Consider the following 25,069-nt stretch of genomic DNA (forward strand, 5'->3'; position numbering starts at 1 on the left):
GGCACAGCAGCGCCCGCAGCCGTTGCAGCTGCCCCCGCCGGGGCAGCTGGGTTAGCCACGCCGCCAGCCGCAGGCGGGGCGGCGGTCTTCCCCTGCTCAGATAATGCCTTCGCATCCATGCCGGCTAATCCTGGAGCCGTCTGAGCAGCGGCCGGATTGCCGCCGTTTATAGCTGAGCCCCTCGCCCCCGTCATGGAGGCTTCAGCAGCATCTCCTGTTGAAGCTTCAGCTGCAGACTGCGTATCCACCGTTGCAGTTGCTGTCGCGACTGAGCCGGCCTGTGAAGTATTGGCCGTCTTGACCGTCACAGAATTCAAGGCTTCCTCAGATCCCAATGCCCGCAGTTCTCCCAGGAGGCTCTGCAGCTTTATCAACAATTCACTGCCCTTGGCAGAAGCTGCCGAAGCGGCTGTTACGTTACCCGCACTTACAGACAATGGGGTTCCTGCTGCTTTACCTGTCGCATTCCCCTCCGGATCCACAGCTTCTCCTGTTGAAGATGCAGCCCGCAGCGTCCCTGATCCTGAAGCGTCCTGCCCACGTGCCTTCGTACCTGTCTGATCTTCCGTTTTCAATAGCTCAGTCAATAGATCTGCAACCTGATCTCCAAGCACCGTCAACAGATTTTGCAGCGGTGCCCCAAAGACCGCCTGATGCAGCCCAGCCACACTTGCGGCCGTGACTGGCAGCCCCCGATGGTACGCAATAGCCGCAGACTGCACCCACTGCTCAAGCGGCACGTTCTGTGGCTTCCCTGCAAGAGACTCAGACAACGCAAGCGCCTGATCTTTGGTTAGAGGAATACCTTGAGTCTGCATTAGTTTAAGAAGCTCTCTATTCTCGGGGGAATTCTCCAACCCGAAGCTGCCCAGCATTCCTGCCAGAGAAGCTTCGGAGAAAGAAGCCGCCGAAGGCAGATTCAGCGGCTTTAGAACAATCATCCCGTCTTTGCCCGGAGGCTGAACCTGCAGCAGAGTGGTCTGTCCCTTTTCCAGCGGGGTTTCCAAGGCTGCTCTTAGCTGTACACCCTGCACCTGGACAACCGCCTCCTGTCCGTCATCCGAGACACTCATTACGACACCGCGAATAACCTGCCCCATCTTCAACTCCAGCTCTTTGGGCTGACCGGCCCGGCTCTCGCCGAGCAGTCCTCTTACTATTGGACCGATGTTCACCTTATGCTGCCCCCTTTCGCCCGAATGGCTGGCTTTTATAATTTAAGCACCCCGCTGCGCTGGTGCCTATGATGAAGCCGTCGAGTTAATATCTATGACTAATGTATCGGTCTTTGCAGAAAGATATTTAAGCTTTACCTTCCTCAACTAATAAAACCCGCCGGCTCCCGGCGGGTTTTATTAGAACAGCTCCTGCTGACGGACAAACAAATTACGCATGAAACTCTTACGGTGCATAGGCGTTGCCCCCAAAGCCAGGATCTGCTCCCTGTGCAGTTTGGTAGCATAACCTTTATGTACAGCAATTCCATACTCTGGAAACATTGCTTCCCATTCCCCTTGACAGAGCCGGTCCCGGGTCACCTTCGCAACGATCGAAGCAGCTGCGATGGTCTGGCTAAGGGCGTCTCCCTTGATTACAGACAGCTGCGGAATATCCGAATCCACCTTCTCCGCATCAATCAAAAGGTAATCCGGCTTTACAGACAGCTGCCCAATCGCATCCAGCATAGCAAGTCGTGTGGCCTGTTTAATATTGATCCGGTCAATGGTCTGTGCATCGGCAAATCCAACGCCAACGGAGACCGCTTTATCGAGGATCACTTCATAAAGCAGATTACGCTTCTTCTCACTGAGCTTTTTAGAATCCATAACTCCATCAATAACCAGATCCTGAGGCAGGATGACGGCGGCCGCAACCACATCGCCAAACAGACAACCGCGGCCTACCTCATCCACTCCAGCAATATACTGGCAGTGATCCTGCCAGATTTGCTTTTCATACATTAACATATCTTCACTCATGCAGCTTCTCCATGACTGTGTGCTCCCCATGCCCCGCCTACGGCTGAAGACGCGGATTGTTCACCACTGAGCTTAACCAAATCACTGTTATGTGTCCGGTCACCTTCAATCAATTGCTCCAGTGTTTTAAAAGGACCTTCATGAAGCAGATCAAACGGACTGCTCAGCTTCTTCTTCGTTTCCTGCTTAGCCCCGCTCTTCATCAATTTAATCAGTTCGTCCGGGTTGTTCTGTTTCCCCCCGGCATTCACTCTGAAACCATTCAGCTGACCCTTTGCATTAATTCCCGGCTTGACAGTAAATGTAATTTTGATCCCCAGCTCACGGCATACCTGCAGGGTTTCTTTCGTATATGCGCCATAAGGGAAGGCAAGAACGTCCATGTTATTCCCGAGCCTCTGCTTCAGTATTGCTTGAGCCTGAGACAAATCTTTCTTGACGCGGGCCTTGAATTCGGTCATCGTTTCTTTCCGGTTCAGCTTCTCCAGATACATAGGTCCTGCAAGAACCGCTCTTGACGATTTATGTGATGCACTGGTTGGAGCAAGAATATGGGAATCATACGTATGATTATAGAAATCAATTCCGTTCTTGTGCATCTCGTCAACTTGAGCCCATGTCAGCTTTGGAATTCCCGGATGCTTCGGATTATCCACTGTGTTCGCAATCAGGAACATGGTCGCTGGAATCTTATGTTCTTTGAGCACTGGATAAGCATACTCATAGAATGACTCATATCCATCGTCAAATGTCATCAGGACCGCATTTGGCGGAACCGGAGTTCCTTTTAGAATAAAATCGCTGTATTCCTTCATCGTAATCCATTTAAAGCCATTGGCTTTCATCAGCTCGATCTGCCGTTTGAATTTCGATACCAGTACGGTTCCACTGTCAATTTGCTCAGGTGTAACCTCGTGGTACATTAGGACAATCACTTTGTTGCGGTAGTATATTTTATTAGGTGTCGCTTGAGAAGGAGTTGTCTTGCTGCTCTTTACATTGACAGGCTTATCTGAGCCTTTCCCGGCTCCAATACTAGCCCCGATATCTCCAATAGTGCTCAGAGGCGTTAAATTATTAATTTTATGTTTGCTGCTGCCGTTCTGCCACAAAGAATTAGCTGTGAGAACTAGAACAAGAACGATAACTGCGGCAGATATCCATTTGATTTTCTTCATATTCCTAATTCCTCTCTGTCTTTCCCTAATTAATCTATTGCTTAGATTAACACATGCTATGATAAGCTGCGTTTCTTTTTTGTAACAATTTTATCGGTTAAAGCGGTCCATTTATAAAGTTATTTCTTGGATATTTCTGTTGAACTAGTTCCCTCCCTTTCCACATTCTATAAATAATAGACGCAGATTACCTGTAAATTGTTTCAATAGTCCAGGCACTAATTCCAAATCGTTTAGCTTATGTACGAAAAAAAAAAGCGCCGGGGAACCGACGCTTCACATTAGTAGGGTGATTCCAAAGAGAACTTTCCAAGCTTGCCGGCACGAAGCTCCCTAAGCATAATTCCTGATGCCTTCTCCAGATCGACACGGCCACCGCTTACAATACAGCCACGCTTTCTGCCTATTGCCTCCATTACCTCTACAATCTCGTCCGGATTCTCGGTATCCTGCGGAGGCTCCCCCAGCTCAAACCGCTCCTGAAGCTGGGACCAATAATAACGGGACAAATATTTGATCGCAAAAAAAGCGACATCTTCCACATTCAATATTTCTTCTTTGATTGCTCCGGTCACAGCCAGCCGGTAGCCCACGTTCTGATCTTCGAACTTAGGCCACAGAATCCCTGGCGTATCCAGAAGTTCCATCTCCGTACCCACCTTGATCCACTGCTGTCCTTTCGTGACGCCAGGCCGGTCACCGGTTGCCGCAATGCTGCGTCCGGCCATACGGTTAATTAACGTGGACTTTCCAACGTTAGGAATTCCCACAATCAGAGCTCTTACCGCTCTGGGACGGATTCCTTTGGCAATCTGCCTATCGATTTTCTCCTTAATAAGCTCTTTCGCTTTTACTGGAATTTCCTTAATGCCTTGACCAGATGAGGCATCAGCGGTTATTGCCGTATGTCCCTCACGCTTGAAGTAGTCAATCCATTCACCGGTAACCGATGAGTCTGCTAAGTCTGACTTGTTGAGCACAATCAGCCTCGGCTTATTCATCAGAATCTCGTCGATCATCGGATTACGGCTGGACAAGGGAAGCCGGGCATCCAGGAGTTCAATCACCACATCAATCAGGCTCAGCTTCTCTTGGATCTGTCTGCGGGCTCTTGTCATATGACCCGGGAACCATTGTATTGTCATTGTCTGCTCACCTCTTTATCTCCCGACCACTCACCCATATAAGAGAGAACGAACCAAAGACCGTTGTATCCTGATCAGTCTTTAGTTCGTTCTTATGGAGGCGGAATTCTATAAATATCTTGTATTATATAAAATGAACTTAAGAAGGTTACCCTTTTGTGGCGCTGAGATCGGTTAATTCTAAAGTTCATTTTATATAGTATTAGTGTTTAATAAAATGAATATCCTTCAGCGGCCAGAAAACGAGGTCTGCCCGGCCCACAATCTCTTTCTGGGAGATAAAACCCAGACGTCGGCTGTCGGTACTGTTGGAACGGTTATCTCCGAGCACAAATACGTAACCTTCCGGCACCTTTCCGTCTTTGAACTCTTCATTCGGGAAATCAGCTTCTGTGTTGTAAAGCTGATTGCTCTTATGCTTTTCGTCAATCGCTTCCTGAATATAGGTCTCACTCACCTGCTTGCCATTAACCGTCACCGTATCGCCTTCAACCTTCACAGTGTCACCTGGAACGGCGATAACCCGCTTGATGAAATCTCTGCCTTCCGATGGTACATGGAACACAACAACTTCCCCATGTTTAGGCTGTCTGAAATCATATAAAATCTTATTAACAATAATTCGCTCGCCCGTGTGGAAATTCGGCTGCATGGACGGGCCATCCACAATAAACGGGGCAAATAAAAGCCATCGAATCAGAAAAACCAGTACAACCGCAATCACAATGGCTTTAAGCCATTCAAGCGCTTCATTTTTCTTCTTTTTAGTCGACTCAGGGTTTATATCCGTACGATCCGGCTGCTCCGATTGAAATTGCTGCTCCATAGCTCACTGCCCTCCCTTTATGTTTAGGATGCAATATGTAACCCTATTTTATTAAAAACGAAAGGGGCTTGAAGATCAAGCCCCCGGATCGTTATCAATTGATTAACGACGTACTTCTTTAATTCTTGCTGCTTTACCGCGCAGTTCGCGAAGGTAATACAGTTTAGCACGACGCACTTTACCACGGCGAGCCACTTCGATTTTATCGAGTTTCGGGGAATGAAGCGGGAAAGTTCTTTCCACACCTACACCATTGGAAATTTTACGAACTGTAAAAGTTTCACTGATTCCACCGCCACGACGCTTGATTACAACTCCTTCAAACAACTGGATACGCTCACGAGATCCCTCGATAACCTTAACGTGCACTTTCAAAGTGTCACCAGGGCGGAAACTCGGAATATCCTTGCGAAGCTGTTCTTGCGTAATCGCTTGTACGATATTCATATATGACTCCCTCCTTCCACTCAGGTGTTCTTGCCTCTTCCGAAGACATCTATAGGTTCTTCATCATTATCCGCAGAGGACCACCGAATTCACAACAAATGAAATTTTATCATATTACAACGGTCATAGCAAGAACTTTCACATCTCAAGATGAGCGTTAGGGCTTTTCACTAATCTCAAAACTTCCATTCCTCTCTCTAACTACATACAACTCATCAAATCCTTCCAGGTAGGTAGGAGCAACGAGCTTCTTTAAGGTACTTTTGATTCCTGCTTCCGCAACTCTTTCTTTCCCGCTTCTGTGATCATTTCTTTCCATAGACAACTCAAAATCCGGTTCAAAATAATAGCCAATAATCCTGAATTTATGCTTTCTGGCGGCCTCAATATATTTCTGCCGGTCGGTAATGGCCGGGTTTGTATTGTCGATCACAAAAGGCTGCTTGGCAAGCAACGCGGCCTCTAAAAATATATTTTCCCGATTCCTGGTCTTTAACATATCCAAATTTATTCTCATGTGAGTTTTAAAGAAATGTTCCTTGTAGAACGTGGACTTGCCCGAAGCCTGGATTCCCGTGAAAATGATGCATTCCATCGCTATTCATCCTTTGAAAGATACACGTATTGGTTGATGTACTCCCTATCTTGGCTAAAGATCGGGGTATCGAAGTCGACTTCCCACCTGCTTCGCGTAGCCTCTTGCTTCTTATAATCCTGTTTTGTAATACACACACCACGTTTCTGCCAGACAGGCAGGTCATTCCAATTTACGCCTCTCTCTATAAACAGCTTGTCCTGCAGCTTCTTTCCGTCCAATCCTTCAAGTTCATGATGGGGGAAGTTGGCTTGAGCAACCATGGAAATACTGTTTTTGGTCGCGTCCTGCTGTCTCCATAAGAAATAATTTGTCACTTCATCATGGGGCAGCACCCATGCCCGGCTGTCGAAGGTGGCAAGTGGTTGATTGGGGTAGTATTCTTTAATAACTTCATTAAATTTGGCAGTTGCCATAGAGGCGGATACAGACACAATCTTCTGAAGATTGTTCTCAAACCAAGACTGTGTAGTTAACTTATCATAATTAGTTAGTAAAATAGATATTTCGTCACTTTGATGATATACCAACTTGCATCCCATAATATTCTGGGCTAAATACTTGCACGTTTCCCAAAAAGCACGAGTTAAAGACTCGTCAAATGGCTTTTTCATTCCACGGGTGTATGTATGAAAATGTGAGCCGTCTATACGAAGGATCACGGGCAGCCTTTGCGGAAGTATTTGTCTAAATACATTCTCATACCCCTTCATTCGATTACCAAAATTGTCTTTTTGCATAGGACTCCCTCACTTCAATTATGTATAAGGATAATTATACCATAGGGGATTTGAATTCATTTGACATAAAAGATCCACCTGCTCATCCACTAGCTCTGGACAAGAAGGTGGAGACTCTTGCAAAACTTCTTAGAACAATAAATACTGGACCGTTTTCTATCTATTCTTCATCAACTGCTTCACCTTATCGATATACTTTTCCCTGTCCGACAGGTTGGCGTAGGCTCTGGTCATAAGTGTGTCTTGATTGCCAAAGAAAAAGCGTTCATACTGCATCTGTCTTCCCCCGAAGGCACTGACACCCAGCTCCCAGGCCAGCCGGAATAAATTAACCTTGTCATATGCATCAATCCCGGCACCGCTCAGATAAGAATCAAGGTATTTCGATACTGGGGAATTGAAATCCTGCTCCTTCGGCAGCATGATCAGATCACTTGATCCAAGCAGCTGGATTGTCTCTATAATTTTAGGGTAAATTTTCGGATAATAAGCGTTGGCCGCATAGAGCGGTTTGGGGCTTGGCAGCATAATCCCCCACTCATTCAGCTCACTTTGTTCTTCCGATGCTATGACGATAGATTTCAAAATTTCGAGTGTGATAAGGATTTCGGAAACCCTCTCAATGACAAAAAAATCCTCGCTTTTATCCAGGCAATCGGCCATATATTCCAGCACACCGATTAGAAACTCCGTCTTTGCAATATACCTGCACAAAATTTGATGGGAGACAAGGGTATGGAAATGACTTCTTTCAAACAGGTCAACAGCCATTTCCTCATCCCCATACAGAAACATCCTGTCGTGTGGAACCAACACATGATCGAGGATGACCAAGGTATCCATCTCCTCATAGCGGGAGCTAAGAGGATAGTCATAACCGGACGTACCCGCCAGCGTATTCTCCCTGCAGACGAATGTGATCCCCTTAAGATTGCTCGGAACCGCAAAAAAGAAGGCATAAGGGTTAACCGATTCGGACACAGCGATAGGCTGTGGGTACACAAGCATCTCTTCGGACGTGGCTCCCTGTGTATTCATCATAAAGGAACCGCTCACTACATAGCCGTCTCGGTTAATTTCATGAACCTTTGCCGCTGTGGACTGTTCTGGATTGTCGCTGATTACAGCAGACAGCATGCTTGCTTTGGATTGGATAAAACCATGAGACAAGGTGATGTCGTTCTCGCGGCAGTAGACGTAGTAATTTTTCAAGTTCTCAGCATGCTTGGGGTATTTGTCTTCCAATAGGCCAGCTGCGCTGGAAAAGGCTACAAGAGCCGTGTTCATATAATCCGGGGAACGGCCAAGAAAGCCATGATGACTCTCTGCCCAAAGGGACATCATCTTCCGGCGTTTTTGCAGATCCTCTTTGGTCTTGGGTTGGAGAAAAGAAAGGCCTACCGGGTCTCCTGTTGCAGGAGATAAATAAGTCATCGTCGCCCTTAAGGATTCTTCTGACTGCATATCATACAGTGCTGCCTGAGACTCCACCAGCCCGCGAAATGCAGGATGCTCCGAGATCAACCCCTGTACACGTTCTCCGCCGAGCCACACTTCCGGACTAAGTCCGTTTAAATTCTCGATGTAGCCTTTTCCAGTTTTAATAGGCATACATCCGCCTCCCCTCGGGAAATCACCGTTATCGGCTTTCTTTCGTCAAAGCTGTATAATAATATAGATGGATACCAGTAAATTTAGGAAAGAAGGAATAATGCAGTGACCAATAAACCACTTTCTCCACTAGTCGAAGCCCTGCAGCTGTCCCCCCATGAGGAAGGCGGATGGTACAAAGAGCTTTGGAAAGCTTCCTTTGAAATTCCCCAGGAAATACTCGGATCAGAGTACTCCGGTTCCCGTTATGCCGCCTCATCAATTTACTTCCTGCTTCATGGGGATGAATTCTCTGAATGGCACACGGTTCTATCCGATGAAGTCTGGCTCTGGCATTCAGGAAGCCCGCTTGTGCTTACTTTGGGCGGTGACGGTGACCAGCCTTCAGATCCCCAAGAAATCATTCTCGGTCCTGATGTATTAAACGGCCAGAAGCCCCAGGCCGTGGTTCCAGCCAAAGTATGGCAGACCGCTAAACCGCTTGGAGATGAGCCTGTCTTCGTTTCCTGCGTGGTAGCCCCAGGATTTCATTATGACGATTTCAGGCTGATTGACAAAAGCGGCAAATAAAAGCCGGTTCAATCGCACAGATTCATTTTTAACAATATACAGAGATTGTCATGATGAGGTGTATGTCCGCATAATAAAAGATCATTTTCCTGGCGGTCTGACCGTCAAGAAAATGATCTTTTTAATTGGCTGAGAGCTGATTTGAAAGGCTTACTCGTTCGGAAGTGTGTCTATAATCCACTCTGTCTCGGTATGAATCGTATCTGGAAGTTCATACATTAAGGATTCCTCCCCATTATTTTCGGCTGGCATAGTAGGCGAGCACGTCGTCTACGGTGCGCAGCGGCTCCGATTGATGATTCTCCGGTTCCTCTTGAGGCTCCATATACAACTCTATATTGGACAGCTCCTGCTGCATGTCTTGTGTCATAGCTTAATCCCTCACTTGTTATTTGCTATCTTGCTGCACTATCTATTACCCTCTTTCCCCCCATATTGTAACAATCCATCTCCTTATTTTATTCAGAATCTTCAGAAACGATCCGGCTTATGTACAAAAAAAACAGCCTCCATCAAGCTTCTTAAGCAAGCCTGGTGAAGACTGTTTAATTAGTTTTGAGGATTTTCCTCTAGCCTGATTTCCTCTAGCCACTGAAGATCTTTCTTACTGAGCTCAATCTTCTCCAGCAAATCCTGACGACGCTGCCAGGTACGTCTTAGGGCTTCCTTCCGCCGCCAGTCTGCCACGTTGGCATGATGACCGCTCAGCAAAATGTCGGGCACCTTATAGCCCCTGAACTCCGCTGGTCTGGTGTAATGCGGATATTCCAGCAGCCCAGTGCTGAAGGAGTCGGTAACCGCACTTGTCTCGTTCCCCAGCACGCCGGGCAGAAGTCTGGCCACACTGTCAATCACAACCATAGCGGGCAATTCCCCGCCGGTCAGCACGTAGTCTCCTACAGAGAGCTCATCGGTAACCAAATGCTCCCGAATCCGCTCATCGTAGCCCTCATAGTGGCCGCAAATGAAGATCAGTCGATCCTCCTGAGCGAGTTCCTCGGCTTTCTTCTGGGTAAACTGCTCTCCCTGCGGGCACATCAGAATCACCCGTGCTGGACGCTTGGAAGCCTCTTCCGGCTCGGCATCTTCCTGGGACAACAGCTCTTCGACCGCACGGAAGATCGGCTCGGGCTTCAGAACCATGCCGCCCCCTCCTCCATACGGCGTATCATCGACCGTGCCGTGTTTGCTCTCCGAGTACGCTCTGAAGTTCACCGCATTTAGAGCAATAATGCCTTTCTCCTGGGCTTTGCCAAGAATACTGGAATGAAACACCCCGTCAAACATCTCTGGGAATAGGGTGAGCACGTCCACGCGCATGTTATAACAACCCTTCCATCAGATGAACCTTCACCAGCTTGTCCTTAACATTCACATCAAGAACAACATCGTCAATGACCGGAAGAAGAATTTGTTTGCGGGCGGGAGTCTTAACAACCCACACGTCATTTGCACCTGGGCGCAGAATTTCATCAATTACCCCAAGCTCCTCACCTTCATCCGTCACAACCCGGCAGCCGATAATTTCATGGAAATAGTACTCATTCTCCGGCAGCTCAATCGTCTGATCCTTCGTTACTTTCAAATCCCATCCCTTATACTGTTCCACTTCATTGATATTCCCATATTCTTTGAATTTAACAATATAAGTCTGTTTATAGGGACGTGATTGATCAACGGTAACCTTGATCTTCCGCTGGTTCTCGGGATTTACAAGAAGAAGCTCGCTTTTCGGGGCAAACCGCACCTCTGGAAAATCCGTGCTGAGCAGCACCTTCAGTTCGCCGCGGATTCCGTGTGTATTTACGACCTTACCGATCGATAATAATGATTCGGACATAATTTCCTCCTGATCTCGTCAATATAAAATGGGCTGGGCCGCTAACCGCTTATGGCTTCAGCATGTACGAAAAAGGGCTAGGAAATGCATCCTAACCCTCTTTCGTATATTTTTAAGACATAATGTCCACGGTAACCCGTTTATCTAGCTTCACTGCTGCTGATGTGACGACCGTGCGAAGCGCCTTGGCGATCCGCCCCTGCTTGCCAATGACCTTCCCTACATCATCAGGATGCACGGACAGTTCAAAAACAACCAGATGCTCTTTCTCCACGACGTTCACACGCACATCTTCCGGATGATCAACTAAAGCCTTCGCAATAACGCTGACTAATTGCTCCATAAGAGACCCTCCGAATCAGCAATTATTTCTGGTTCTTAAGTTCATGGAACTTTTTGAGGACACCAGCTTTGCTAAGCAAGTTACGGACAGTGTCAGATGCTTGAGCACCATCTTGAAGCCATTGCAATGCTTTTTCTTCATTGATATTTACAACTGCCGGTTCAGCGACAGGGTTGTAGTAACCAATTTCCTCGATAAAGCGACCGTCACGCGGGGAACGGGAGTTCGAAACCACGATACGGTAGAATGGAGCTTTATGAGCACCAATACGTTTCAAACGGATACGAGTTGCCAACGAAATTCACCTCCTTAAATAGGATAAAATATATATCAAGGCTTACCGGAACGGGAACTTCATTCCTCCGCCTTTCAAACCTTTCAGACCCTTCATCGCCTTGGCCATCTTGCCAGCCTTCGGCCCGCCCATCATATCCGAGAACTGCTTCATCATGCGGCGCATTTCATCGAACTGCTTGATCAGACGGTTCACGTCAGCGAGTGTGGTACCACTGCCAAGCGCGATGCGCTTGCGGCGGTTATGGTTGATCATATCAGGATTCTGCTTCTCTTCCTTGGTCATCGACCGGACGATGGCTTCGACGCGCCCCATCTGCTTCTCATCGACTTTGACGTCCTTGAGCTGCTTCACCTTGCCCATGCCAGGAATCATATCCATGATCTGATCGATTGGACCCAGCTTCTTGACCTGATCCATCTGCTCAAGGAAATCGTCGAACGTAAATTCGGCGTTGCGCATCTTGCGCTCCATTTCTTTCGCCTTCTCAGCATCAATATTGGATTGAGCCTTCTCAATCAGGGAGAGCATATCTCCCATCCCAAGAATCCGGGAGGCCATGCGCTCTGGGTGGAATGGCTCCAGCGCGTCAATCTTCTCACCCAGGGCTGCGAATTTAATCGGACAGCCTGTTACAGCTTTAACCGATAGCGCTGCACCCCCGCGGGTATCTCCATCAAGCTTGGTGAGAACGACACCCGTAAGCTCGAGCTGGCTGTGGAAGCTCTCGGCGACGTTGACAGCGTCCTGACCAGTCATGGCATCCACCACTAGCAGAACTTCGTCCGGCTTGGTTACTTCGTGAATCTGGCGAAGCTCTTCCATCAGCTGCTCATCTACATGCAGACGACCCGCTGTATCGACAATCAGATAGTCATTACCGTTGTCCTTGGCGTGCTGAAGGGCCTGGCGTGCGATCTCTACAGGACTGATGCCTTCACCAAGCGCAAATACAGGAACTTGAATCTGTTCACCCAGCACTTGAAGCTGCTTGATCGCCGCAGGACGGTAAATATCCCCTGCAACAAGCAATGGGCGGTGGTTCTGCTTCAGAAGAAGCTTGGCCAGCTTAGCGGACGTAGTGGTCTTACCTGCCCCCTGCAGACCCGCCATCATAATGACGGTTGGCGGTTTGTTGCTTCTGGCCAGCTTCGCCTGGCTTCCCCCCATCAGCTCGGTCAGTTCCTTGTTTACGATGTCGATGATGACCATCCCTGGTGTAAAGCTATCCATCACTTCACTGCCGATGGCCTTCTCCTTCACCTTGGCGATAAATTCTTTAACCACTTTAAAGTTAACATCGGCTTCAAGCAGCGCGAGACGAACCTCCCGCATCGCTTCGTTCACATCATCTTCCGATACCTTGCCTTTGCCGCGAAGCTTGCTAAACACGCTTTGCAGCCGACTGGTCAATCCTTCAAACGCCATAGTCAGTCACCTCCAATTGAAATTTTATCTCATTACCACTCTTGCAATCTCCGAACCAGATCAAGAGCGGTCTCTTTATGTACATCCGTAAAATTGTCTTCTTCAAGCAGACGGCGAAGATTCTCAAGCTCTCCGGCACGCTTCATCTGCTTGCCCAGCAATCCCAGCTTGTCCTCATAAACTTCCAGCATCTGCTCAGCCCGCTTAATATGCTCATAAACGGCCTGGCGGCTTATATCGAACTCAGATGCAATCTCGCCCAGCGAGAAATCATCATGGAAATAATATTTCAAGAAAGTCTGCTGCTTCTCTGTGAGCAGCGGTTCATAGAAATCGAATAAGAGATTCACCCGATTTGTCTTCTCAAGCCTATTCTCCTGACTCACCAGCGGGCACTCCCCTCCGTCAAGGAAAAACACTTTACAGCTCATCAACGAACCTAATCATAACGAAAACAAAAGAAGATGTCAAGCTATTTCCCTTAACATCTTCTTCACTAAAGCTTCACATCCACTTTGCCGGTCCTAATGTACCGGAAGCAGATAGAGAAAAATTGCAAAAAAATGAAGCACGCTTCCCGCGAGTACGAACAAATGCCAGATGGCATGGTGATACGGAAATGCCCTCCACACATAAAAAATAGTTCCCAGCGTGTACATGAGACCACCGATCACAAGCAATTCCATGCCGGCAGCTGGTACCGCCGCCGTCAGAGGCTGCCAGGCGATGACAATTAACCAGCCCATTAGGAGGTAAAAAAGGGTGGAGAGGAACAAAAACCTTTTGACGAAATAGGCTTTGAATACCACCCCAAGCAAAGCAATCCCCCATACAACCCCAAAGAGACTCCAGCCCAGCGTCCCCCGGATCGCCACCAGCAGAAACGGCGTATAGGTTCCCGCGATGTAAAGATAGATGGAGGAATGGTCAAAAAACTCAAACAGATCCTTCAGCTTGCCTTCCTTAAAGCTGTGTACAAGCGTCGAGCTGCAATAAAGCATCAGCATGCTGATGCCATAGACGGTAAAGCTGACCACGTGCCATACCGTTCCCTTTGTGCTGGAAAACACAATTAAGAGCACGAGCGCCGCCGCGCTGAGCAGCGCACCGATGCCATGGGTAACCGCATTGGCGATTTCTTCTCTTCGCGGGTAAGTATGGGTGTTAGCCATGTTCATCCCTCCTTTTTAGGACTGGGCTTCCGACTCGTCTGCTTCCTCTTTCAGGATGCCTGAAAATAATCCGTGCACAAACTGCTCGGAATCAAATTTCTGAAGATCTTCCATCTTCTCTCCGAGTCCAACCAGTTTGACAGGAAGACTGAGCTCCTGGCGGATCGCCACGACAATCCCACCCTTAGCTGTACCGTCAAGCTTGGTCAGCACCAGGCCTGTAACCCCGCTTTTCTCACCAAACAGTTTCGCTTGACTGAGCGCGTTCTGGCCCGTGGTGGCGTCAAGCACCATCAGCACCTCGTGCGGCGCATCTGGAATTTCACGCTGGATCACACGGTAGATTTTATTGAGCTCTTCCATCAGGTTGGACTTGTTCTGAAGGCGCCCCGCCGTATCGCAGAGCAGGATATCTGCACCGCGCTGCTTGGCGGCCTGCACAGCATCATACATGACGGCCGCCGGGTCTGAACCAGCCTGCTGCTTGATCACCTCAACACCAACCCGCTGTCCCCAGACCTCCAGCTGCTCGATGGCACCGGCACGGAATGTGTCTCCTGCCGCCATCAGCACCTTCTTGCCTTCCTGCTTGTAGTGGTGAGCAAGCTTGCCGATCGTTGTGGTTTTGCCTACACCGTTTACGCCTACAAACAGAATGACCGTTATCCCATCCGGATTCATCCGAATGCTGTTGTCCTCATCCCCGCGGAGAAGCTCCTGGATCTTCTCGGACAGCACGGGCTGAAGCTCAGCCGCGTCTTCGATCTTGCGTTTCTTCACTTCCACGCGCAGATCATCAATCAGTTGGAGAACCGTATTAACCCCCACGTCGGCTCCAATCAAAATCTCTTCCAGCTCTTCGAAAAATTCCTCATCAATCTTCTTGCGCCGGGTTACAAGCTCGGCAACCTTCTCCACGAAGCCCTTCCGGCTTTTCTCCAAACCTTCTTTAAACTGTTTGGTGACCGATTCGGTTTTTGCTGCAATGCTCTCTTTAAGCTTCTTAAAAAAACTCACAGATGGAATTCTCCTTTAAAGTAGTGTTTACCCTCCCAAACCCTCCCTAACAGGGAGGGCCCCGAGGGCTTGCCCTCTGGACACCCGAAAGTTTGGTGGTGTGATTATCAGTTGGTACTCCTGGGCAACTTTGTGCGTTCCTCGCTTGGCTGCTACCCTCCCAAACCCTCCCTACTAGGGAGGGCCCCAGAGGGCTTGCCCTCTGGACACCCGAAAGGTTGGGGGTATGATTAGCGGTTGGTGCTCCCGGACGACTGTGTGCATTTCCTCGCTTGTCGTCCCTTCGGGACCCGCTTCACTTTAGGCACTCCTGCTTGGAGCCATCAATGAGGCAGAGTGCATGCCCCCGCTGTCCGTGCAGGATGCGTTCTACGATGGGCGCTTTCTTGTGTATTTGAGTAACTATGTTCCAATGCCCTCTGTCCCTAACACATCTCATGACAATATGGATGACTATCTCTACAGTATGGGCTTTAGTTCTGCAAACTTTAACAAACACAAAATGTTTGTTAAAGTTGCTCTGCAGATAAGAGCGGTTACCCGGAGGAACCGCTCTTTCTCTACTACTCCCCACCTTTAATTGAAGGATGGGGAGGACAAAAGCAGGGAGAGAAAGTTTGGAGCTGTAGAAGCGCCAGCGTTCGCCTTTATCTTCGGATTTCACCCGCAAGGGGTGAGTTCAATCAAGAAATCCGAAGATAACAGCGATCGGAAGCCCAAACTTTCTCGGACTGTGCTTTTACGTACATCGTAGCCTTCACTTTATCGTACTGCACTTTCACATCATCGGCAGACTTCAAACGTCTGCCTCTATTATCGCATGCCGCCTATCGGCTACGCAATTTCAGCCTCATCGTCCTCAAGCCGCACGGAGACCAGCTTGGATACGCCGCCTTCCTCCATCGTAACGCCGTACAGGACATCGGCCTCCTCCATGGTTCCTTTGCGGTGGGTGACCACGATGAACTGGGTCTGCTCCGAGAATTCCCGGAGGTACTGGGCAAACCGGATAACGTTGGCTTCATCCAGAGCTGCTTCCACTTCGTCAAGGACGCAGAACGGCACTGGCTTCACCTGAAGAATCGCAAAGAGGAGAGCCATTGCCGTAAGCGCACGCTCACCACCCGATAGCAGCTGCAGGTTCTGAAGCTTTTTGCCAGGAGGCTGAGCCACAATGTCGATCCCTGTCTCCAAGAGATTTGACGGATCAAGCAAAATCAGATCCGCACTTCCGCCGCCGAAGAGCTTGGTGAATACTGTGCCGAACTCCCGGCGAATGGCGTCAAAGGTTATTTTAAAGCGCTTGGACATTTCATCGTCCATCTCACGGATAACCTGATACAGTGTAGTTTTGGCTTCAACGAGATCATTCTTCTGCTCGCTGAGGAACTCGTAACGCTCGGAGACACGCTGGAATTCTTCGATTGCGCCCAGGTTCACTTCACCGAGAGCGGAGATGCTGCGTTTGAGCTCTCTGACCTCGCCTTGGGTCTGAGCCACATCCTCCGGCACTGTGTAACGCTGCTTCGCTCTTTCGTAGGTCAGCTCGTAATCCTCGCTGAGCTTCTTCAGAATGTTCTCGAGCTCCACATCAAGGCGGTTCGCCTGAATCTCGGTTTGCAAGAGCTGCTCGTCCACCGATTTTAGCGCAGCCCGCTGATCCTTCGTCTCACTCTCGCCTTCCTCGAGCTTCTTCATTAGAGAAGCTCTCGCCGCCCGCTGAAGATCAAGACGTTCGCTTGTTCGGGTCTTCTTCAGCTTGTACTCATTTAAATCTTCAATCTGCCGGACACTTTGATTCTCGTTCTCCTTGAGATCAGCTTCAATTGAAGCTAATATCCGTTTGTTCTGCTCAAGCTCTTTCTCCTGGGCGTTAAATTCCTCCTGCTGCCTGCTAAGCTGCTCCCGCAGGGAGAGGCATTCCTGATCCAGCTTCCCTTCACGTACTTTAAGTCCGGTTAACTGGGCCTGAAGCTCTTCCTTAGCGGATTCATTCGCTTTGCGGGCAAATTCAGCTGCCTGAATGGAATCATGCTTCGACTGCTGCTCGGCCGTCAGCTCTTTCAATTTCTGTTCAGCTTCGATCCGGCTCTTATCGAGCTCCTCCATTTCCTTCACATAATGGCCCTTTTCCTGGCCATACAGCTCAAACTGCTCAGTCACATGTTTGTATTCATGATCGACCTGCTTCAGGTCGCTTGCCACACTCTGCTCCTCGCTGCGCATCCGGTCCCCGGATTCCCGCATTCGCTCCAACTCCGACTCGAGCTGGGCAATCTGCCCGCGGACTTCCTCCATGCTGCTGCGCAGCTTCTGGATCATGCTCTCGCTTTGGCGGATATCCTGGTCCAGCTGCTCCAGCTGGCGGCTGCGTCCCAGCAGATTGCTGTTCTTCCGGTGCTGGCTTCCTCCGGTCATGGAGCCCCCGGCGTTTACAACGTCGCCCTCCAGAGTAACTACTCTGAACCGGTACTGGCTTTTGGCCGCCATCCGGTTCGCATGCTCAAGCGTATCCGCGAACACTACATTGCCGAGCAGGCTTCCGATGATCCCTTCATACTTGGGCTCACAGCCAACCAACTCTGCCCCGACTCCGATGAAGCCTTCGGCATCCTCCATCGTCCGCTTATCCGAAGCGGAGATTTGGCGCGGGCGGATAACATCGAGCGGCAGGAACGTTGCGCGCCCTAGTTGGCGCTGCTTCAGGAAAGCAATCGCCTGTCTGGATACCGCCTCATTCTCCATGACAATGTGCTGCATCGCCGCGCCAAGAGCGGTCTCTACTGCAATCTCCAGCTTCTCCGGCACCCGGATCAGCTCAGCCACTGCACCATGAATTCCGCCTAGTGCACCTTTGCGGGAAGCCTTCAGCACTTCTTTGACGCCAAGCGCAAAGCCGTCAAAATCATCCTGCATCTCCTTCATCGTATCCCGGCGGGAGACGAGCGCTTCGCGTTTCTGCTCCCATTTGCGCAGACCGTCCCGGCTCTCTTCCGTCAGCTTCTGAAGCGAGTGCAGACGCTCGCTCTCCGTTATGTAGCTTTTACGGACTTCCGCTATCTCTTTAGCCATCTTCTCCAGACGGCTGTTCAGCTCCGCCTTGCGCTCAGCAAGCTTCTGCTGCTCATCACGCCATTTGGAGCCCTCGGTTTCAGCCCGCTCCATCCTCCGGGCAACGCCTTCCTTCTGCTGCTCCGCATACCGGATTTCATTGCGCGCCTGGGCAATCTGATTCATAATTTCAAGCAAATCGCCCTTAAGCGCTTCCTCCTGAGCCTGACTGATTCCGCCGGTAACCCCGAGCAGCTTGGCTTCTTCCGCCGAGAGCAGCGCCCGCAGCTCTGTCAGAAGCCTGTCCGACTCCTCGTACTTCTCTTTCATTGTCTTTAGCTCGGCCGCACGCTGATTATAGCGCTCCTCGTTCGCGGCAATGGAATCAAGCAACTGCTGGCGGTTCTGCATCAGATTCTTTGCACGTTCCTTCAGCAGGCCGCCGAAGCCCTCGTTCTTCTCATAATTCTCACTGTACTCCAGAAGCTGCTGGGTCAAAGACTCAATCTCTTCTTCAAGCACTCTAAGCTCTGAGCGTTCCTTCTCCAGAGTAGCGTCATGGGCAGAAACAACGGTGGAGAGGGTAAGCTGCTCCTCCCGCAGCTTGGCCAGCTTCTCATTGGCCTCACTCCAGGAAGTATGAATCTGTTCAATTTGGTACACATACATTGAAATTTCCTTATGCTTAAGCTGCTCACGCAGTTCTTTGTAATGCAGGGCCTTCTCGGATTGTTCCTTAAGCGGGCCCATCTGGTCCTCAAGTTCACTGACAAGATCGTGAATCCTCAGCAGATTCGTCTCGGTTTCATCCAGCTTCTTACGGGCGTCTTTCTTACGGGATTTATATTTCACAATTCCGGAGGCCTCTTCAAAAATACCTCTGCGGTCTTCCGATCTTGTACTCAGGATCTCCTCAATACGACCTTGTCCGATAATAGAGTAAGCTTCCTTTCCGATCCCTGTATCCATAAACAATTCAGTGATATCTTTAAGTCGGCAGGATTGCTTGTTAATCAGGTACTCACTGTCCCCACTACGGTGAACACGGCGCGTAACCGTCACTTCATTGAAATCAAGGGGAAGCGCCTGGTCCGTATTGTCCAGCGTAAGTGAGACCTCACCATAACCAACGGCCTTTCTGGCATCACTACCCGCAAAAATAATATCCTCCATCTTGCCGCCGCGAAGCGATTTCGCACTTTGCTCCCCGAGCACCCAACGGATTCCGTCGGAAATATTACTTTTTCCACTTCCATTAGGACCGACCACCGCCGTAATTCCACGCACAAATTCCATTTCAGTACGATCCGCAAACGACTTGAATCCGGATAGTTCAATTCTTTTCAAAAACATACGTACCCTATCACCTCTAACGCCTATTGTAACATAACTGAAGCCCCAGTGTGACTAGACAAAATTCGCTGCAGACAACCCTAATCCAACCAGACATCCACACCAGGCTCCTCCAGAATAACCGGCATCTGATCATGAACTTGATAGCAGAGAATCGAGATGATGCGAACATGGATGCAGCAGAGAAAATTTGTCTACCTTCTACCTTGATGTGATGGATTACAATGAACATTTTAGCGAACGTGGTAATTCGCAGCTTTGGAGATCTGGAGGTTAAGAAGAAACTAAACAACATGTTTATATACAAAATAAGCGGTGCTGATTTTCAGCACCGCTTCCATTAGTTCAAGATATTCTGCGTGTGTTTTGCCGTTACCGGGGTGTTCACCTTAATGAGGGTTCGCATGTATGCACATAACTTTCCATCTGGGCAAGAATACAGCCAATTTTACACTGGGACTAATCTGGTATAATTTTGTAACCAATGAGCTCTATACCTCCACCCGTAAAAGGGCTGATGGGCATCCTATTGATTTCGTTAAAGGTCAACCGGTACGTTACCTTATTCTTGTAACGCTTATAGTTGTTTTTATTCAGACGTATTGTATAATTTGCGCCAGCAGTGTTCCCGGTTCCATAATACAGTGGAATGACCCAATAATCACATTTTTATTTCGTGGTGGATGCGGCTTAATTAAACACCATACCACCGTCACTCAGAATATTTTGACCAGTAATGTAATCAGATTGAGACGACGCCAAGAATGAAACCAAGTTAGCAACATCCTCGGGAGTTTGAGTACGGCCAAGTGCAATGCCTTCCGAATATTTTGCAAGTGCCTCACCTTTTTTAGTACCCAAGTATTTCATCATTCCCTCATCGAGACGTTCCCACATAGCAGTTCCTACAATGCCTGGGCAATAGGAATTAACAGTTATCTTGTCTCTCGCAAGTTCTTTTGCAGCAACTTGTGTCAAGCCCTTAACCGCAAACTTAGTTGCAGAGTATGGACCTAACAATGCGAATCCCTCTTGTCCAGCGATGCTGCAAGCATTAATAATTTTACCGCCAGTTCCTTGCTTCTTCATTTGATTTGCAGCTGCTTGAATACCGTAGATTACACCTTTAACATTGATATCAAATACACGATCAACAGCTCTTGGATCAGCTTCTGTAAGAGGAGCTATTTGTCCTTCAATGCCTGCATTGTTAATGAATACATCTACACTGCCAAACGTGTCAACCGCTTTTTGAACTAGAGCTACTTGATCCTCCAGCTTTGCAACATTTCCAACCATTGATGTTACGTTAACACCTTTTTCTTCAAATTCTTTAACGGTTTCGCTCAGTGTAGCCTCATTAATATCACTAAGTACAATTGCAAATCCATCGTTCGCTAAGCGCTCTGCCAATCCTTTACCAATTCCTTGACCTGACCCGGTAATTACTGCTACTTTTTGTTTGCTCATTATACTTTCCTCCGAATATATTTAATTTAGAATAGACATATCTCGTTTTTTTGGAACAATAGGAAACGTTTCCGAAAATAATCATTCCACTTTTCCCTTACTTTGTCAAGTTTTTATATGTCGTTCATATTGGAAGATGACCTTTTTATTGAACACAATAGGAAACGTTTTCGTAATCTGACAGTGAAAGAAATCGTTTCCGTTATGGAGGGATAAACATTGTATGACAAAATTAGAAAAACGACCATTCAAGATGCAGCGAAGCAAACTGGAGTCCGAAATGCAACCGTCTCTCGTGTGCTTAACAATGGCGAGGGTATCAGCAAAAACACGTACGCGGACTTCATCGACACTTTGATGACATAGCCGTGAACATGAAGCCGATCCGCAATACGAAAAGCAGTTAGGAAGCGTTCGCTGATCCTCATGGACATTGGAAGACGCCCCGGTGGATAATCCGATGAAATACAATAACGGGCAATAAATTTGACAGCCACAGCTCACTCCATTCGCCAAAACCTTCATACATCTGACATAAAAAAGACAGACCAGAATTACATTCTGATCTGCCTTAGTAACTCCACAGGGCTTGTCTGCCCCACCATCCGGACCGCCTACTCCTGTACTCTTAAACGCTCCAGTGCAACGGCCGCAGCCTGCTGCTCCGCCTCTTTCTTGGAGCGTCCGCTCCCTTGGCCGAGGCTGTTCCCATCCATAAATACCTCAGAGACAAATTCCCGCTCATGCGCAGGCCCCCGCTCTTCGATAATCCGGTACTCCAATGTCCCGAGATTATGGTGCTGGGTCAACTCCTGAAGCTCCGTCTTGTAATCCGTTACCTGAAGCTTCCCGTTTAAGACCACCTGAGTGAATACATGCTTGTCCAGGAAGGAAGTGACTGCCCCGAGTCCCTGATCCAAATACAACGCGCCGACAAAAGATTCGAATACATCCGCAAGCAACGCAGGACGTGTACGTCCGCCTGTCAGCTCCTCCCCCTTGCCGAGCAGCACATAATTCCCGAAATCCAGCGCTTCAGCAAATTTAACCAGAGACGGTTCACAAACAATAGCGGCACGCTGCTTTGTAAGCTCCCCTTCCGGCCGGTTCGGAAACAAACGGTACAAATATTCCGACACCGTCAGTTCAAGCACAGCGTCCCCCAGAAATTCCAGGCGCTCATTGTCTTCATGCTGGCTGAACCGGTGTTCGTTTACATAGGAAGCGTGGGTAAATGCCTGTTTCAACAATTGTCGGTTCTGGAATTGAATTTGAAGTTTTTGTTGTAACTGCTTCAGATCTCCACTCAACAGACTGACTCCTTATGCATCGAATTTCTTCAGGACGATAGTGGCATTGTGGCCACCAAACCCAAAGGAGTTGGACATAGCAATATTTAAATCCGCTTTTCTCGCTTGATTCGGCACATAATCCAAATCACATTCCGGGTCCTGGTCCTCCAGGTTGATCGTAGGAGCAATAACACCGTTCTGCAGTGACAAACCACAGATCACAGCCTCTACCCCGCCTGCAGCACCCAGTAAATGTCCGGTCATGGATTTGGTTGAACTGATCGCCACTTTGTAGGCATGATCGCCCAGCGCCTTCTTGACGGCCAAAGTCTCGGAACGGTCGCCTACCGGAGTTGAAGTCCCGTGGGCATTAATGTAATCAATATCTTCCGGATTAAGTCCGGCATCACGGATCGCCATACGCATGCAGCGTGCCGCACCGTCCGGATCCGGCTCAGTCATATGATGGGCATCCGCACTAAGTCCGTACCCAACCACTTCTGCATAGATTTTGGCTCCACGCTTTTGGGCATGCTCAAGGGATTCCAGAATTAGTACTCCAGCACCTTCACCCATGACGAAGCCATCACGGCCCGTGTCAAACGGCCGGCTTGCCTTCTCAGGCTCATCATTACGTGTGGACATCGCTCTCATTGCACAGAAGCCTGCCATTCCCGTAGGGCGGATGGTGGCTTCAGCTCCCCCACAGATCATTACGTCAGCATCACCGCGCTGAATCATGCGAAAGGAATCGCCAATGGAGTGAGTTCCGGTGGCGCAAGCAGTTACCTGTGTGGTATTCGGTCCTTTAGCTCCGAACATGATCGACATTTGGCCTGAGCCCATATTGGCGATCATCATCGGAATAAAGAAAGGGCTTACGCGTTTGGGTCCTTTTTCGAGCAGGACATTGTGTTGATCCTCCCAGGTACCAAGTCCTCCGATACCTGAACCGATGGACACGCCGATACGCTCTGCATCTGTGTTATTGCCAATCTCAATCCCGCTGTCCTTCAGGGCCTGAGAGCCCGCAGCGACCGCAAATTGAACGAAACGGTCCATCTTTCTTGCTTCCTTACGGTCAAAATAATCCTCTGGGTTGAAATCCTTCACCGATGCGGCGATTTGGGTGGTATAGTCGCTAACATCAAACGAATCAATCCGGGATACCCCGGATTTGCCGTTCATAAGACTATCCCAGAACGTGTCCAAATCCTTCCCAAGGGAAGTGATGACTCCCATTCCTGTCACAACTACTCTATGTTTCAAACACATTCACCTCGTATAGACTTCATGTGTACTATTTAAATGTTAATGAACTCTCCGAACAGAAACTTCTGCAAGATGAGGAGAAGTCCCGCCTGCATTAAACAAGGTACGGGACTTTAAATGACTTAGGTATGAGATTGTATGTAATTTACAACTTCACCTACGGTCGTAATCTTCTCTGCATCTTCATCTGAAATTTCAAGATCGAATTCATCTTCCAATTCCATAACCAATTCCACTACATCGAGGGAATCAGCACCAAGGTCCTCTTTGAAAGAAGCTTCAAGTGTTACTTCAGCTTCATCAGCACCCAAACGATCAACTACAATGCGTTTTACACGCTCCAATACATCGGACATCCGGTTCACCTCCTCTTTGGTATTATACGAGAATTAAAGTTAAAATGCCATAGAGGCGCTTTTAAAAACCCTCATTGCCTTTATTGTCCCCAAGCCAAGCCGGCTACATGTACATTCCGCCGTCCACATGAAGTGTCTGGCCGGTCATGTACGAAGCCCCTTCCGAGGTCAGGAACAGAACAACACTCGCAATTTCCTCTGGCTTGCCTAGACGGGCCAGCGGGACGTCGCCCAGGATTTTAGCGCGGACTTCTTCGGGAAGCTCTCCCGTCATATCCGTGTCAATAAATCCGGGAGCCACGCAGTTCACCGTAATATTCCGGGATGCAAGCTCACGGGCGGATGTTTTGGTCAGTCCAATCACACCTGCTTTGGCGGCAACATAGTTAGCCTGACCGGCGTTGCCCAGAACCCCGACAACAGATGAAATGTTGATAATCCGGCCGAAACGCTGCTTCATCATCGGACGCGTTACGGATTTGATTCCATTAAACACGCCTTTAAGATTGGTTTCGATCACCGCATCGAACTCTTCTTCCTTCATACGCATAATCAGATTATCTCTAGTGATTCCTGCATTATTTACGAGGATGTCAATTCGGCCCCAGGCGTCAAGCACCTGCTTCACCATGGCATCAAACTGGCCGCTGTCACCTACATGGGCCTGAATAGCCAGCGCGCTTACGCCAAAGGCTTCAATCTCACGGACAACCGCTGCCGCAGCTTCCCCGTTACCGGCATAATTTACGGCCACATTAGCCCCTGCTTCAGCCAGGGCAAGCGCAATGCTTCTACCGATCCCACGTGAAGCTCCGGTGACAAGCGCCGTCTGACCCGCAAGTGGTTTTGTCATGGAATGTGCCTCCTTTCCCAAGCATTTACTCCTTTTACTCCCCTTAGCTTAAGCCAATTCACCTAAAGGGCATCGCGCTTTCAAGAGCTGCTTTTATTGAAGGCAGATCTAAAGCACAGCTGCAGCGAAAGACTGAAGACAACGGTGCCAAGCAGCCGCTGCCCAGCTTTTGCTTACGCAGGCCTGGCTGAAAGAGATCCGAAGGCTTATGGGCACTTTTTAGACGCCTTTTAGAC

25 protein-coding genes and 1 pseudogene are annotated in these 25,069 nt (G+C 48.9%); 2 read left to right on the forward strand and 24 right to left on the reverse strand.

Annotated features, from left to right (window positions below):
* From BN6628_RS16695 to BN6628_RS16735, 9 genes and pseudogenes are all read right to left on the reverse strand, one after another.
* Positions 1–1,175: pseudogene (locus BN6628_RS16695) on the reverse strand (flagellar hook-length control protein FliK); the annotation flags it as partial.
* A gap of 180 nt (positions 1,176–1,355) precedes the next feature.
* Positions 1,356–1,979 carry a ribonuclease HII gene (locus BN6628_RS16700; protein ID WP_068619388.1) on the reverse strand — a complete coding sequence of 208 codons (624 nt, stop codon included), beginning with the start codon at positions 1,977–1,979 and terminating at the stop codon, positions 1,356–1,358.
* The gene (locus BN6628_RS16705) at positions 1,976–3,157 is read right to left on the reverse strand and encodes a polysaccharide deacetylase family protein (protein WP_068619390.1); all 1,182 of its coding nucleotides are present in this window, start codon (positions 3,155–3,157) and stop codon (positions 1,976–1,978) included. Before BN6628_RS16705 ends, BN6628_RS16700 begins: the two co-directional genes overlap by 4 nt.
* 281 nt (positions 3,158–3,438) lie before the next feature.
* Positions 3,439–4,302 carry a ribosome biogenesis GTPase YlqF gene (ylqF, locus tag BN6628_RS16710; protein WP_068619392.1) on the reverse strand — a complete coding sequence of 288 codons (864 nt, stop codon included), beginning with the start codon at positions 4,300–4,302 and terminating at the stop codon, positions 3,439–3,441.
* Positions 4,303–4,504: 202 nt separating this feature from the next.
* Positions 4,505–5,128 (reverse strand): signal peptidase I, encoded by a 624-nt coding sequence (lepB, locus tag BN6628_RS16715; RefSeq protein ID WP_068619394.1) that lies wholly within the window; start codon positions 5,126–5,128, stop codon positions 4,505–4,507.
* 102 nt (positions 5,129–5,230) lie between these two features.
* Positions 5,231–5,575: a 50S ribosomal protein L19 gene (gene rplS / locus BN6628_RS16720; RefSeq protein ID WP_068619397.1), complete on the reverse strand. Its 345-nt coding sequence runs from the start codon at positions 5,573–5,575 to the stop codon at positions 5,231–5,233.
* Positions 5,576–5,732: 157 nt separating this feature from the next.
* The gene (locus BN6628_RS16725) at positions 5,733–6,170 is read right to left on the reverse strand and encodes an AAA family ATPase (protein WP_068619399.1); all 438 of its coding nucleotides are present in this window, start codon (positions 6,168–6,170) and stop codon (positions 5,733–5,735) included.
* 2 nt (positions 6,171–6,172) lie between these two features.
* Positions 6,173–6,910, reverse strand: a complete 738-nt coding sequence (locus BN6628_RS16730; RefSeq protein ID WP_068619401.1) for a tRNA(His) guanylyltransferase Thg1 family protein — start codon at positions 6,908–6,910, stop codon at positions 6,173–6,175.
* A gap of 156 nt (positions 6,911–7,066) precedes the next feature.
* Positions 7,067–8,521, reverse strand: coding sequence for a 4-hydroxyphenylacetate 3-hydroxylase family protein (locus BN6628_RS16735; RefSeq protein WP_068619403.1), 1,455 nt, complete (start codon positions 8,519–8,521; stop codon positions 7,067–7,069).
* Positions 8,522–8,626: 105 nt separating this feature from the next.
* On the opposite strand from BN6628_RS16735, the gene BN6628_RS16740 reads away from it, so the two are divergent.
* On the forward strand, positions 8,627–9,091 hold the full coding sequence (locus BN6628_RS16740; RefSeq protein WP_068619404.1) for a cupin domain-containing protein: 465 nt from the start codon (positions 8,627–8,629) through the stop codon (positions 9,089–9,091).
* A 235-nt stretch (positions 9,092–9,326) separates the two neighbouring features.
* On the opposite strand, the gene BN6628_RS26855 is transcribed toward BN6628_RS16740, so the two are convergent.
* The 11 genes from BN6628_RS26855 to BN6628_RS16795 all read right to left on the reverse strand — a co-directional run bounded on the left by BN6628_RS26855 (position 9,327) and on the right by BN6628_RS16795 (position 21,060).
* Positions 9,327–9,461 carry a hypothetical protein gene (locus BN6628_RS26855; protein WP_262363157.1) on the reverse strand — a complete coding sequence of 45 codons (135 nt, stop codon included), beginning with the start codon at positions 9,459–9,461 and terminating at the stop codon, positions 9,327–9,329.
* A 179-nt stretch (positions 9,462–9,640) separates the two neighbouring features.
* Positions 9,641–10,411: a tRNA (guanosine(37)-N1)-methyltransferase TrmD gene (gene trmD / locus BN6628_RS16745; RefSeq protein ID WP_068619406.1), complete on the reverse strand. Its 771-nt coding sequence runs from the start codon at positions 10,409–10,411 to the stop codon at positions 9,641–9,643.
* A 1-nt stretch (position 10,412) separates the two neighbouring features.
* Positions 10,413–10,931 carry a ribosome maturation factor RimM gene (gene rimM, locus BN6628_RS16750; RefSeq protein ID WP_068619408.1) on the reverse strand — a complete coding sequence of 173 codons (519 nt, stop codon included), beginning with the start codon at positions 10,929–10,931 and terminating at the stop codon, positions 10,413–10,415.
* 112 nt (positions 10,932–11,043) lie between these two features.
* Complete coding sequence (locus tag BN6628_RS16755; RefSeq protein WP_068619410.1) at positions 11,044–11,274, reverse strand: KH domain-containing protein; 231 nt, start codon at positions 11,272–11,274, stop codon at positions 11,044–11,046.
* Between the two features lie 22 nt (positions 11,275–11,296).
* The gene (rpsP, locus tag BN6628_RS16760) at positions 11,297–11,569 is read right to left on the reverse strand and encodes a 30S ribosomal protein S16 (protein ID WP_068619412.1); all 273 of its coding nucleotides are present in this window, start codon (positions 11,567–11,569) and stop codon (positions 11,297–11,299) included.
* Between the two features lie 42 nt (positions 11,570–11,611).
* Complete coding sequence (gene ffh, locus BN6628_RS16765) at positions 11,612–12,997, reverse strand: signal recognition particle protein (RefSeq protein ID WP_068619415.1); 1,386 nt, start codon at positions 12,995–12,997, stop codon at positions 11,612–11,614.
* Positions 12,998–13,029: 32 nt separating this feature from the next.
* On the reverse strand, positions 13,030–13,383 hold the full coding sequence (locus tag BN6628_RS16770) for a putative DNA-binding protein (protein ID WP_068619418.1): 354 nt from the start codon (positions 13,381–13,383) through the stop codon (positions 13,030–13,032).
* A 138-nt stretch (positions 13,384–13,521) separates the two neighbouring features.
* Positions 13,522–14,169, reverse strand: a complete 648-nt coding sequence (gene trhA / locus BN6628_RS16775; protein ID WP_068619420.1) for a PAQR family membrane homeostasis protein TrhA — start codon at positions 14,167–14,169, stop codon at positions 13,522–13,524.
* Between the two features lie 15 nt (positions 14,170–14,184).
* Positions 14,185–15,186 carry a signal recognition particle-docking protein FtsY gene (gene ftsY / locus BN6628_RS16780; RefSeq protein ID WP_068619421.1) on the reverse strand — a complete coding sequence of 334 codons (1,002 nt, stop codon included), beginning with the start codon at positions 15,184–15,186 and terminating at the stop codon, positions 14,185–14,187.
* Between the two features lie 834 nt (positions 15,187–16,020).
* Entirely contained in the window at positions 16,021–19,590 is a 3,570-nt protein-coding gene (gene smc / locus BN6628_RS16790) for a chromosome segregation protein SMC (protein ID WP_068619425.1), read from the reverse strand.
* A 690-nt stretch (positions 19,591–20,280) separates the two neighbouring features.
* Complete coding sequence (locus tag BN6628_RS16795; protein WP_068619427.1) at positions 20,281–21,060, reverse strand: acetoin reductase; 780 nt, start codon at positions 21,058–21,060, stop codon at positions 20,281–20,283.
* Between the two features lie 219 nt (positions 21,061–21,279).
* Between BN6628_RS16795 and BN6628_RS25700 the strand changes: the two genes are divergently transcribed.
* Positions 21,280–21,426 carry a LacI family DNA-binding transcriptional regulator gene (locus BN6628_RS25700; RefSeq protein ID WP_082926941.1) on the forward strand — a complete coding sequence of 49 codons (147 nt, stop codon included), beginning with the start codon at positions 21,280–21,282 and terminating at the stop codon, positions 21,424–21,426.
* 248 nt (positions 21,427–21,674) lie between these two features.
* Here the strand turns inward: BN6628_RS25700 and rnc are convergent, their stop codons facing one another.
* The 4 genes from rnc to fabG form a co-directional block, all read right to left on the reverse strand.
* Entirely contained in the window at positions 21,675–22,370 is a 696-nt protein-coding gene (gene rnc, locus BN6628_RS16800) for a ribonuclease III (RefSeq protein WP_068619429.1), read from the reverse strand.
* A gap of 12 nt (positions 22,371–22,382) precedes the next feature.
* Positions 22,383–23,621, reverse strand: coding sequence for a beta-ketoacyl-ACP synthase II (fabF, locus tag BN6628_RS16805; RefSeq protein WP_082926942.1), 1,239 nt, complete (start codon positions 23,619–23,621; stop codon positions 22,383–22,385).
* A 125-nt stretch (positions 23,622–23,746) separates the two neighbouring features.
* The gene (acpP, locus tag BN6628_RS16810) at positions 23,747–23,980 is read right to left on the reverse strand and encodes an acyl carrier protein (protein WP_024630176.1); all 234 of its coding nucleotides are present in this window, start codon (positions 23,978–23,980) and stop codon (positions 23,747–23,749) included.
* Between the two features lie 103 nt (positions 23,981–24,083).
* Complete coding sequence (gene fabG, locus BN6628_RS16815; RefSeq protein WP_068619434.1) at positions 24,084–24,833, reverse strand: 3-oxoacyl-[acyl-carrier-protein] reductase; 750 nt, start codon at positions 24,831–24,833, stop codon at positions 24,084–24,086.
* Positions 24,834–25,069: the final 236 nt, after the last annotated feature.

Origin of the sequence: Paenibacillus tuaregi (assembly GCF_900086655.1) — a bacterium.
Classification (GTDB): Bacteria; Bacillota; Bacilli; order Paenibacillales; family Paenibacillaceae; genus Fontibacillus; species Fontibacillus tuaregi.

Excerpts from the sequence above, each read along its gene's own strand:
- rplS (WP_068619397.1), bottom strand. The coding sequence starts at position 5,575 with ATGAATATCGTACAAGCGATTACGCAAGAACAGCTTCGCAAGGATATT.
- BN6628_RS16725 (WP_068619399.1), bottom strand. The coding sequence starts at position 6,170 with ATGGAATGCATCATTTTCACGGGAATCCAGGCTTCGGGCAAGTCCACG.
- BN6628_RS16700 (WP_068619388.1), bottom strand. The coding sequence starts at position 1,979 with ATGAGTGAAGATATGTTAATGTATGAAAAGCAAATCTGGCAGGATCAC.
- ylqF (WP_068619392.1), bottom strand. The coding sequence starts at position 4,302 with ATGACAATACAATGGTTCCCGGGTCATATGACAAGAGCCCGCAGACAG.
- BN6628_RS16735 (WP_068619403.1), bottom strand. The coding sequence starts at position 8,521 with ATGCCTATTAAAACTGGAAAAGGCTACATCGAGAATTTAAACGGACTT.
- trhA (WP_068619420.1), bottom strand. The coding sequence starts at position 14,169 with ATGGCTAACACCCATACTTACCCGCGAAGAGAAGAAATCGCCAATGCG.
- trmD (WP_068619406.1), bottom strand. The coding sequence starts at position 10,411 with ATGCGCGTGGACGTGCTCACCCTATTCCCAGAGATGTTTGACGGGGTG.
- acpP (WP_024630176.1), bottom strand. The coding sequence starts at position 23,980 with ATGTCCGATGTATTGGAGCGTGTAAAACGCATTGTAGTTGATCGTTTG.
- fabG (WP_068619434.1), bottom strand. The coding sequence starts at position 24,833 with ATGACAAAACCACTTGCGGGTCAGACGGCGCTTGTCACCGGAGCTTCA.
- BN6628_RS16795 (WP_068619427.1), bottom strand. The coding sequence starts at position 21,060 with ATGAGCAAACAAAAAGTAGCAGTAATTACCGGGTCAGGTCAAGGAATT.
- smc (WP_068619425.1), bottom strand. The coding sequence starts at position 19,590 with ATGTTTTTGAAAAGAATTGAACTATCCGGATTCAAGTCGTTTGCGGAT.
- BN6628_RS16705 (WP_068619390.1), bottom strand. The coding sequence starts at position 3,157 with ATGAAGAAAATCAAATGGATATCTGCCGCAGTTATCGTTCTTGTTCTA.
- BN6628_RS26855 (WP_262363157.1), bottom strand. The coding sequence starts at position 9,461 with ATGACACAAGACATGCAGCAGGAGCTGTCCAATATAGAGTTGTATATG.
- BN6628_RS16755 (WP_068619410.1), bottom strand. The coding sequence starts at position 11,274 with ATGGAGCAATTAGTCAGCGTTATTGCGAAGGCTTTAGTTGATCATCCG.
- ffh (WP_068619415.1), bottom strand. The coding sequence starts at position 12,997 with ATGGCGTTTGAAGGATTGACCAGTCGGCTGCAAAGCGTGTTTAGCAAG.
- rimM (WP_068619408.1), bottom strand. The coding sequence starts at position 10,931 with ATGTCCGAATCATTATTATCGATCGGTAAGGTCGTAAATACACACGGA.
- BN6628_RS16730 (WP_068619401.1), bottom strand. The coding sequence starts at position 6,910 with ATGCAAAAAGACAATTTTGGTAATCGAATGAAGGGGTATGAGAATGTA.
- lepB (WP_068619394.1), bottom strand. The coding sequence starts at position 5,128 with ATGGAGCAGCAATTTCAATCGGAGCAGCCGGATCGTACGGATATAAAC.